The 9,811-nt window shown below is 76.6% G+C and carries 2 protein-coding genes; one reads left to right on the forward strand and one right to left on the reverse strand.

The features are described 5' to 3' along the window. Nucleotides 1-265: 265 nt before the first annotated feature. Nucleotides 266-574 (reverse strand): hypothetical protein, encoded by a 309-nt coding sequence (locus tag IH54_RS40870; RefSeq protein ID WP_078862828.1) that lies wholly within the window; start codon nt 572-574, stop codon nt 266-268. 624 nt (nt 575-1,198) lie between these two features. On the opposite strand from IH54_RS40870, the gene IH54_RS0137800 reads away from it, so the two are divergent. Then, on the forward strand, nt 1,199-9,811 hold an 8,613-nt coding region (locus tag IH54_RS0137800), incomplete at its 3' end, for a type I polyketide synthase (protein WP_043183460.1).

The following is a 9,811-nucleotide window of genomic DNA, read 5'->3' on the forward strand; positions in this document are numbered from 1 at the left end:
GGGCATGGCCAAGGGTTCGAGCGGCGACTACGGCCAACTCCCCTGGCGCCCGGGCCTGCTCACCCTGCAGCGCTGACCTCTGTCAGGTTCCCCCGGGGAACGTAAGGTCTTCGGTCCTGTCCCGTGATCGGTGGTGGCGACGGCGCCCGTCGCCACCACCGATACGCGGGACACGGCCGGCGTGCGGGCTTGAGCCGGTCGCGGCCGGGGAGAGCACGCGGTCCCTTCGCCGGCTTCTACCGTGACCAGGGGCACGGCGATCACATCACTCGACTCTGAGGGGCCCGATGCCCAGGTCCTCACGCACGAGGCGACGCGTCTGCGCCATGGCCTTGCGTCGCCGCTCCATCAGGGGCGCCTCGTCGGCGGAGCCGACAGCCACTGCACGGGCATAGGCGTCGCGGATCGCGCGCAGGCGGTGGAACGCCTCGTTCCCCGCCTCCACGACCTGCGGCGGGCCCACGAGCCAGAGGCGTTCGCCCGCCGTGCACATGCCGGTGCCGCGCACGGCTTCTCGCACCGCCGCGTCGCGTGCCGACTCGGACCTATGGTCGCCCAGGGCGACGGCACGCATCTCCTCACCCGCGGCTTCGAGTGCGGAAACACACTCCGTCAGACCTCGCGCCGTACCCGGGATCACCAGGTCGTCCCAGAGGGGACGGGGCCGCGGGGACGGACAACCTCGCCCCTGTGGCGGTCGGTGGAAGGCGGTGCCGGTAGGCAGAGAACGCCGGCTGCCACCGCAGGCCGTCGCAACGGCCCCGCCGCCCGGCTGGACGCGGGATCGAGCTCTCCCGCAGGGGGCCCCGCGAGCGCGGGACGACCGCAACCCGTGAGGACGGAGCCCCCGCCGGTGCGGGGACGACTCCGCCGCGCCGGACGTTCCGCGCGCCCCGCGAATCCGTCGCACGGGACGATCCGCCCTTCCACCGGTTCCCCCCTGCCGGGACGCCGGCCGCGCCTCCGCTCCCGCCGCCGGCCGAACTCCTGACGTCCGAGCCCCGCACCCGAACCGGAAGTCCGGGGCCGGGACCGCAAGGATCGCATTAGCGGTGCTTCAGACGCCTGGCCAGGATCTCTTGTACGGCAGCCGATTCCGCCGGAACGGCCTGCGCGCTGAGCGGTCACCGCCTGCCGTGTTTCTGCTGCGTCCTTCCGAATCCTCTCCGTACCCGTCACCAGCCGAGTGGAGCACGATGTGACCGACAGGCGAACCGGCACCACCGATCCGGACGGCGCGATCGCGATCGTGGGCATGGCGTGCAGGCTGCCAGGCGCGCCTGACGCGGAGGGATTCTGGGACCTGCTGCGCTCCGGGCGCAGCGCCGTCACGGAGGTCCCCGCACAGCGGTGGGACCCGGAGGGGGCCGCGCAGGAGGAGCGGGACAAGGTCCGGTACGGCGGCTTCGTCGACGCGGTGGCGGACTTCGACGCGGCGTTCTTCGGCATCTCGCCGCGTGAGGCCGCGGTGATGGACCCGCAGCAGCGGCTGATGCTGGAGCTGAGCTGGCTGGCGCTGGAGGACGCGGGCATCGCGCCCGGCTCGCTGGCAGGCAGCCGCACGGGCGTCTTCGTCGGCAACATCGGCAGCGACTACGCGACGCTGCTGGCCCGGGCCGGGGTGGACGGGATCACCCGGCACACCAACACCGGCACCTTCCGCGGCATCCTGGCCAACCGGGTCTCGTACGCGCTGTCGCTGCGCGGCCCGAGCATGACGGTGGACACCGCGCAGTCGTCGTCCCTGGTGGCCGTGCACATGGCCGCGCAGAGCGTACGCAGCGGGGAGTCGGCGGTCGCGCTGGCCGGCGGGGTGAGCCTCAACCTGCTGCTGGAGGGCAGCGTCGCCGCGGCCCGGTTCGGCGGGCTTTCCCCGGACGGCCGCTGCTACACGTTCGACGCGCGGGCGAACGGCTACGTGCGCGGCGAGGGCGGCGGGGTGGTCGTGCTCAAGCCGCTGGCGGCGGCCCTGGCCGACGGCGACCCGGTCCACTGCGTGATCCTCGGCGGCGCGGTCAACAACGACGGCGCCACCGACGGGCTGACGGTCCCGGACCCGCGGGCGCAGGAGGAGGTGCTGCGGCTGGCCTACGAGCGCGCGGGCGTGGCACCGGGCGAGGTGCAGTACGTCGAACTGCACGGCACGGGCACGCCGGTGGGCGACCCGGTCGAGGCGGCGGCGCTGGGCGCCGCCCTGAGCGACGGGCGGGCCGAGGGCGCGGAGCTGGTGGTCGGCTCGGCGAAGACGAACGTGGGGCACCTGGAGGGCGCCGCGGGCATCGTCGGGCTGCTCAAGGCCGCGTTGAGCATCCGGCACCGGCGCATACCGGCGAGCCTGAACTTCAGCACGCCCAACCCGCGCATCCCGCTGGAGGAGCTGCGGCTGCGGGTCGCGACCGCGCACGAGCCGTGGCCGCGGCCGGACGAGCGGCTCGTGGCCGGGGTCAGCTCCTTCGGCATGGGCGGCACCAACTGCCACGTCGTCCTCGCGGAGCCCCCGCGGCCCGCGGCGCGGCCGGGACGGCGGCGGCCGGGCGCGGGCACCGGCACCGCCGCGGGGCCGCTGCCGTACGTGGTGTCGGCCCGCGACGCGGGCGCGCTGCGGGCGCAGGCCGGCGCGCTGCGCGACCTGCTCGGCGGGGCGGACGGCCCGGAGCCGGCCGACGCGGGCTTCTCGCTGGCCACGACCCGCACCCGCTTCGAGCACCGCGCGGTGGTCGTCGCCGACGGCCGCGACGAACTGCTGGCGGGGCTGTCGGCGCTGGCCGCGGGCGAGCCGGCCGCGGGCGTCGTCGAGGGCCGCGCCGGCGGCGGCACGGTCGCGTTCCTCTTCCCCGGGCAGGGCGCGCAGCGCGCCCGCGCGGGCCGCGAACTGTACGAGCACCACCGGGTGTTCGCGGCGGCCCTCGACGAGGTGTGCGGGCACTTCGACGCGCACCTCGAACACCCGTTGCGGGACGTGATGTTCGCGGCGGACGGCGATCCGCTCGCGCCCCTGCTGCACCAGACCTCGTACACGCAGCCCGCGCTGTTCGCGCTCGGTGTCGCGCTGCAGCGGCTCGTCGCCTCGTGGGGCCTGCGCCCCGGGGCCGTGGCCGGCCACTCGATCGGCGAGCTGACCGCCGCGCACGTCGCCGGGGTCCTGACGCTGCCGGACGCGTGCGCACTCGTGGCCGCACGGGGCCGGCTCATGCAGGACGTGGCCGCGCACGGTGCGATGGCGTCGCTGCTCGCCACCGAGGACGACGTGCTGCAACTGCTCACCGGGAGGGACGACCGGGTCGGCATCGCCGCGGTGAACGGGCCGCGGTCGGTGGTGATCTCCGGTGACGAGGCCGACGTGGTGGACATCGCCGCGCAGTGGCGGGACCGCGGCGGCAAGGCGACCCGGCTGAACGTCAGCCACGCCTTCCACTCCCCGCACATGGACGCGATCCTCGACGACTTCCGGGCCGTGGCGGCAGGACTGGAGCTGCGGGCCCCCGAACTGCCGCTCGTGTCGAACCTGACGGGCCGCCTGGCGAGCGCCGAGGAGGTCACGTCGCCCGACTACTGGGTGCAGCACGTGCGCGGCACCGTCCGGTTCGCCGACGGGGTGCGCACCCTGCGCGAGCGCGGCGCGGACATCCTGCTCGAACTGGGCCCCGACGCCGTGCTGGCCGGCATGACCCGGGAGGCGGCGCCGGGCGCGGCGCCCGCCGTCACGGCGGCGGCGCTTCGGCGCGGCCGGCCCGAGCGGGCGGCGCTGCTCGCGGCGGTGGCGCAGGTCGAGACGGCCGGGGCGGCGGTGGCGTGGGAGGCGGTGTTCACCGGGGCGGCCCCCCAGAAGCCCCACCGGGCGGCCAGGACCGCGGGGACGGCTCCGCGGCGGGTGCGGCTGCCCGGCTACGCCTTCCAGCGGCAGCGGTACTGGTTCGACGGCCCGGCCGCGGTGCCCGGCCTGCCCGCCGCTCCCGCCTCCGGCGCGGAGCCCGCCGGCGGGGCGGAGCGGCCGGACCCCGCGGCTGCCGCCGACGGTGCCGGACCCGCGGCGACCGCGCTCGCGCGGCGGCTCGCGCCGCTGCCCGCGGCCGACCGGGAGCGGGTACTGCTCGACGTGGTCTCCACGCAGCTGGCCATCGCGCTCGGCCATGTGACGCCGGACTCGGTCGACACCACGCGCACGTTCAAGGACCTCGGCTTCGACTCGCTCACCGCCGTCGAGTTCCGGGAGCGGCTGGACTCGGCCACCGGGCTGCGGCTGTCCAACACCCTGGTCTACAACCACCCGACGCCCGCGGCGCTCGCGCGCTTCCTCGCCGACGAGCTGTCGGGCGCGGCGCGCGACGGCGGCACCGGCGGCGACGGGGCCGCCCGGTCCGACGAGCCGATCGCGATCGTCGGGATGGCCTGCCGCTACCCCGGTGGCGCCGCCTCGCCCGACCTCCTCTGGCGGATCGTCCAGGACGGTGTCGACGCGATCGGGGACTTCCCGGCGAACCGCGGCTGGCGCGTCGACGAGGTCTACGACCCGGACCCCGACCGGCCGGGGACCAGCTACGTACGGCAGGGCGGATTCCTCTACGACGCCGACGAGTTCGATCCCGCCTTCTTCCGGATCAGCCCGCGGGAGGCCGCGGCGATGGACCCGCAGCAGCGGCTGCTGCTGGAGACGTCGTGGGAGGCGCTGGAGCACGCGGGCATCGACCCGGGGACGCTCGGCGGCGGGCGCGCCGGGGTGTTCGTGGGGGCGACGTCCCAGGAGTACGGGCCCCGGCTGCACGAGCCGGCGGACGGCTACGACGGCTACCTGCTCACCGGCAGCACCACGAGCGTGGCGTCCGGGCGGGTCGCCTACACTCTCGGCCTGGAGGGTCCGGCGGTGACGGTGGACACCGCGTGCTCGTCGTCGCTCGTGGCGCTGCACCTGGCCGGGCAGGCACTGCGCGGCGGTGAGTGCTCGCTCGCTCTGGCGGGCGGCGCGACGGTGATGGCGTCGCCTGGCATGTTCGTGGAGTTCAGCCGGCAGCGCGGGCTCGCCCCCGACGGGCGCTGCAAGCCCTTCGCGGCCGCGGCCGACGGCACCGCGTGGGCGGAGGGCGTCGGCGTCGTGGTGCTGGAGCGCCTGTCCGACGCCCGGCGCAACGGCCATCCGGTCCTGGCGCTGGTGCGCGGCTCGGCGATCAACCAGGACGGCGCCTCGAACGGCCTGACCGCGCCCAACGGTCCCTCGCAGCAGCGCGTCATCCGGCAGGCGCTGGCGAGCGCGGGGCTGACGCCCGACCAGGTCGACGCGGTGGAGGCGCACGGCACCGGCACCGCGCTGGGCGACCCGGTCGAGGCCGAGGCGCTGCTCGCGACGTACGGGGCGGACCGGCCCGCGGACCGGCCGCTGCGGCTGGGGTCGCTGAAGTCGAACATCGGGCACGCGCAGGCGGCGGCGGGCGTGGCGGGCGTCATCAAGATGGTGATGGCGATGCGCCACGGCGAGCTGCCGCGCACCCTCCACCTGGACGAGCCGAGCCCGCACGTCGACTGGACGTCCGGCGCCGTCGCCCTCCTCACCGAGAGCACCCCCTGGCCCCGCAACGGCCACCCGCGGCGTGCGGCCGTCTCCTCCTTCGGCATCAGCGGCACCAACGCCCACCTCATCCTCGAAGAACCCCCGGCGGAGCAGCCCGCCGCCGAACCGGAGACCCCCGGGCCGGGCGCCGCGGACACGGACGCCGCGCTGCCCTACCTGGTCTCCGCGCGGTCGCGGACCGCGCTGCGGCAGCAGGCGGCGAGACTGGTCGACCTGCTCGCGGCGGAGCCGGCTCCCGCGCCCGCCGACCTCGGGCTGTCGCTCGCGACCGCACGCGCGTCCTTCGAGCACCGTGCCGTGGTCGTGGCCGGGAACCACGACGGCCTGCGCGACGGCCTGGCCGCGCTCGCCCGCGGCGGATCGGCACCGGGACTCGTGCAGGGGGTGGCGCGCGAGGGCGGCAGGACGGTGTTCATGTTCCCCGGCCAGGGATCCCAGTGGCCGGGCATGGCGCGCGACCTCATGGCCGCCTCCGACGTCTTCCGGGAGCACATGGAGCGCTGCGCCGACGCCTTCGCGCCGTACATCGACTGGCCCTTCCTCGACGTGCTGCGCGGCGAGCCGGACGCCGTGCCCGCCGAGCGGCTGGAGCAGGCCGACGTCGTTCAGCCCGCGCTGTTCGCGGTGATGGTGTCGCTCGCCGCGCTGTGGCGTTCCCTGGGGGTGCACCCCGACGCGGTCGTGGGGCACTCGCAGGGCGAGATCGCCGCCGCGTACGTGGCGGGCGCGCTCTCCCTCGACGACGCCGCGCGCGTGGTCGTGCTGCGGGGCCAGGCCATCGCCGCGACGCTCGGCGGCACCGGCGGCATGCTGTCGGTCGCGCTCACGGCGGACCAGGCCGCCGAGGCGGCCGGTGCGGACTGGGGCGAGCGGCTCCACCTCGGCGTCGTCAACGGGCCCGCCTCCACCGTGGTGTCGGGCAACCTGGAAGCGCTGGAGCGGCTGCGGCAGGCGTGCGAGGCGGCCGGCGTCAGGACGCGCCGGGTCGCCATCGACTACGCCTCCCACTCCCCGCACGTCGAGGCGGTGCGGCAGCCCGTACTGGACGCGCTGCGCGACATCACCCCCCGCACGTCCCCGATCGCCTTCTACTCGACGGTGACCGGCGCGCCGCTGGACACCGCCGCGCTGGACGCCGGGTACTGGTTCCAGAACCTGCGCCGGACGGTCCGCTTCGCACCCGTCGTCAGCGCCCTGCACGCCGACGGCTACGGGCTGTTCGTCGAGAGCAGCCCCCACCCGATGCTCGTCGGCGGGGCGCAGCAGACGCTCGACGAGTGCGAGGGCCGCGCCCCGGTGGTCGTGGAGTCGATCCGCCGCGAGGACGGCGGGTGGGACAGGTTCCTGGCCTCGGTCGCCCGTACGCACGTGGAGGGCGCAGCCGTCGACTGGCGGGCCGCCTTCGCCGGACGCGGCGGCGGCCGGGTGGCGCTGCCGACCTACCCGTTCGAGCGGCGCCGGTACTGGATCGAGGCACCCGCCCCCGCCGGTGACATGGCCGCCGCCGGACTGGCCCGCACGGAGCACCCGCTGCTGGGCGCGGCCGTGCAGCTCGCCGAGGGCGACGGGGTGCTGCTCACCGGGCGCCTCGGGCTGGACTCGCACGGCTGGCTCGCCGACCACGCGATCCTCGGCACGCCCGTGCTGCCGGGCACGGCCTTCGTCGAACTCGCCCTGCACGCCGGCCGGCACGCGGGCTGCGACGCGCTCGACGACCTCACCCTGCACGCGCCCCTCGCACTGCCCGAGCACGGCGCGGTGCAGGTTCAGGTCGCGGTCGGCGCGGACGACGGCACCGGGAACCGGCCGGTGACGGTGTACGGGCGCGTCGCCGACGCGGGCGGCCTCGGCGACGTCGAGGAGGAGTGGACGCGGCACGCGGAGGGCACGCTCACCCGCGCCCCGGCGGCGCCCGGCGGGCACCGCGAGGCGCCCGCCGAGTGGCCGCCGCCGGGCGCCGCCGCGGTGGACGTCCCCGCGCTGTACGCACAGCTCGCCGAGCGCGGCTACGAGTACGGGCCGGAATTCCAGGGCCTGCGGGCGGTGTGGCGGGCCGGGGACGAGCTGTTCGCCGAGGTGGCGCTCGCCGAGGGGCAGGAGGACGCCGCCGGCAGCTACGAGACCCACCCGGCACTGCTGGACGCGGCGCTCCACCCGGTCGTGGCCTTCGCCGCGGCGGGCCCGGACGAGGTGCCGCTGCCGTTCGCGTGGAGCGGCGTGCGCGTGCACGCGACGGGCGCGACGACGCTGCGGGTCCGGGTCTCCCCGGTGGGACCCGGCACCACGGCCCTGCACCTGAGCGAGCCCTCGGGGGCACCGGTCGCCACGGTCGACGCGCTGACGCTGCGCCCGGTCGTGTCGGGCCGGCCGGCGAGCCGCGGTCCCGACACGTCGTTCGACGTGGTGTGGCGGGCGGTCGCGGCCCCCGACGGGCCGGTCGCCGCCGACCGCTGGGCGGTTGTGGGCGCGGGCGCCCGGCGGCTCGCCGCCGGGCTGCCGCAGCCGGTCGAGGTCCATGACGACCTGGCGGCCCTGCGCGCGGTGCTCGCGGCCGGTGGCGCGCCACCGGACACCGTCCTCGTCGCGGCAGGCGGCGGGGACGACGCCCCCGGCGGGGCGCCGGACCCCCGTACCGCCGACGGCCCCGGCGGCGACCCGCTCGACGTGACCGCCCGCCACCTCGGCCTGCTGCAGGACTGGCTGGACGACGAGCGGCTCGCCGACTCCCGCCTGGTGACCGTGACGAGCGGCGCGATCGCCGCCCTCGCGGGTGAGGACGTGACCGACCTCCGGCACGCCGCGCTGTGGGGGCTGGTGCGCACCGCGCAGTCCGAGGACCCGGGCCGGTTCGTGCTGGCCGACGTCGACGACGGGTCCGTCGGCGTGCTCCCGGCGGCGCTCGCGTCCGGTGAGCCGCAGCTCGCGCTGCGGGACGGGTCCGCGTACGCACCGCGGCTGGTCCGCGGGGAGCGGCTCGCGGGCGGCACCGCCGCGTGGGACCGCGACGGCACGGTGCTCGTCACCGGCGGCACCGGCTCGCTGGGCGCGCTGGTCGCCCGGCGGCTGGTCGCCGTGCACGGTGTGCGGCGGCTGCTGCTCGCCGGAAGGCGCGGGCCACGGGCGGAGGGCGCCGCCGAACTCGCCGCCGAGCTGACCGCGGCGGGCGCCGAGGTCACCGTCGCGGCGTGCGACGTCGCCGACCGCACGGCGCTCGCGGACCTGCTCGCGTCGATCCCCGGCGACCGTCCCCTCACGGCTGTGGTGCACACCGCGGGTGTGCTCGACGACGCCTCGATCGGCTCGCTCACGCCCGAGAAGCTCGCCGCCGTCTGGCAACCCAAAGCGGCGGCGGCATGGCACCTGCACGAGTTGACCCGGGACCTGGACCTCGCGGCCTTTGTGCTCTTCTCCTCGGTGATCGGCGTCATCGGCGGCCGGGGGCAGGGAAATTACGCCGCGGCCAACACCTTCCTGGACGCCCTCGCCCGGCACCGGGCCGCACGCGGTTTGGCCGCCACCTCGCTCGCCTGGGGCCTGTGGGACCAGGAAGGCGGCATGATCAGCGCGATGAGCCGCGCCGACCTGGCGCGGATGTCCCGCGCCGGGGTCGCGCCGATGCCGGCCGAGCAGGGCCTCGCACTGCTCGACGCCGCCCTGGCGGCGGGGACGACGTTCACCGTCCCCGCACGGCTCGACGCCGCCGCGCTGCGCTCCCGGTCGGCCGCGGGGACGATGCCCCCGCTCTTCCGCGACCTCGTCCGCACACCGGTGCGGCGCGTGGTGAAGGGCGCGGCGGGCCCGGACGCGTCGTCCGGCTCGTGGACGGACACGTTGAGCGGGCTGCCGGAGGAGGAGCGGCGGCGGCAGATCGGCGAGCTGGTGGACGCCCAGATCGCCGCGGTCCTGGAGCACTCGGGCCCGGACGGCATCGCCGGCGACCGGACCTTCAAGGAACTCGGCTTCGACTCGCTGACCTCGGTGGACCTGAGGAACCGGCTGAACGCGGCGACCGGCCTGCGGCTGCCGGCGACGCTGGTCTTCGACCACCCGACGCCCGCCGCCGTCGCCGGCGCCATCCACGAACGGGTGGCGGGCCCCGGCCCGTCCGCGGCCGGGCCTGCGCCCGCGGTGCGGGCGGGTGCGCCGGACGAGCCCATCGCGGTGGTGGGTATGGGGTGCCGTTATCCGGGTGGGGTGCGGTCGCCGGGGGAGTTGTGGGACCTGGTGGTGGCGGGTACGGATGCGATC

Origin of the sequence: Streptomyces sp. NRRL F-5123 (genome assembly GCF_000721495.1) — a bacterium.
In the GTDB taxonomy this organism is placed as follows: domain Bacteria; phylum Actinomycetota; class Actinomycetes; order Streptomycetales; family Streptomycetaceae; genus Actinacidiphila.

Bases quoted from the DNA above. Each gene is read 5' to 3' on its own strand.
- IH54_RS40870 (WP_078862828.1), bottom strand. From the start codon at position 574: ATGCGTGCCGTCGCCCTGGGCGACCATAGGTCCGAGTCGGCACGCGAC.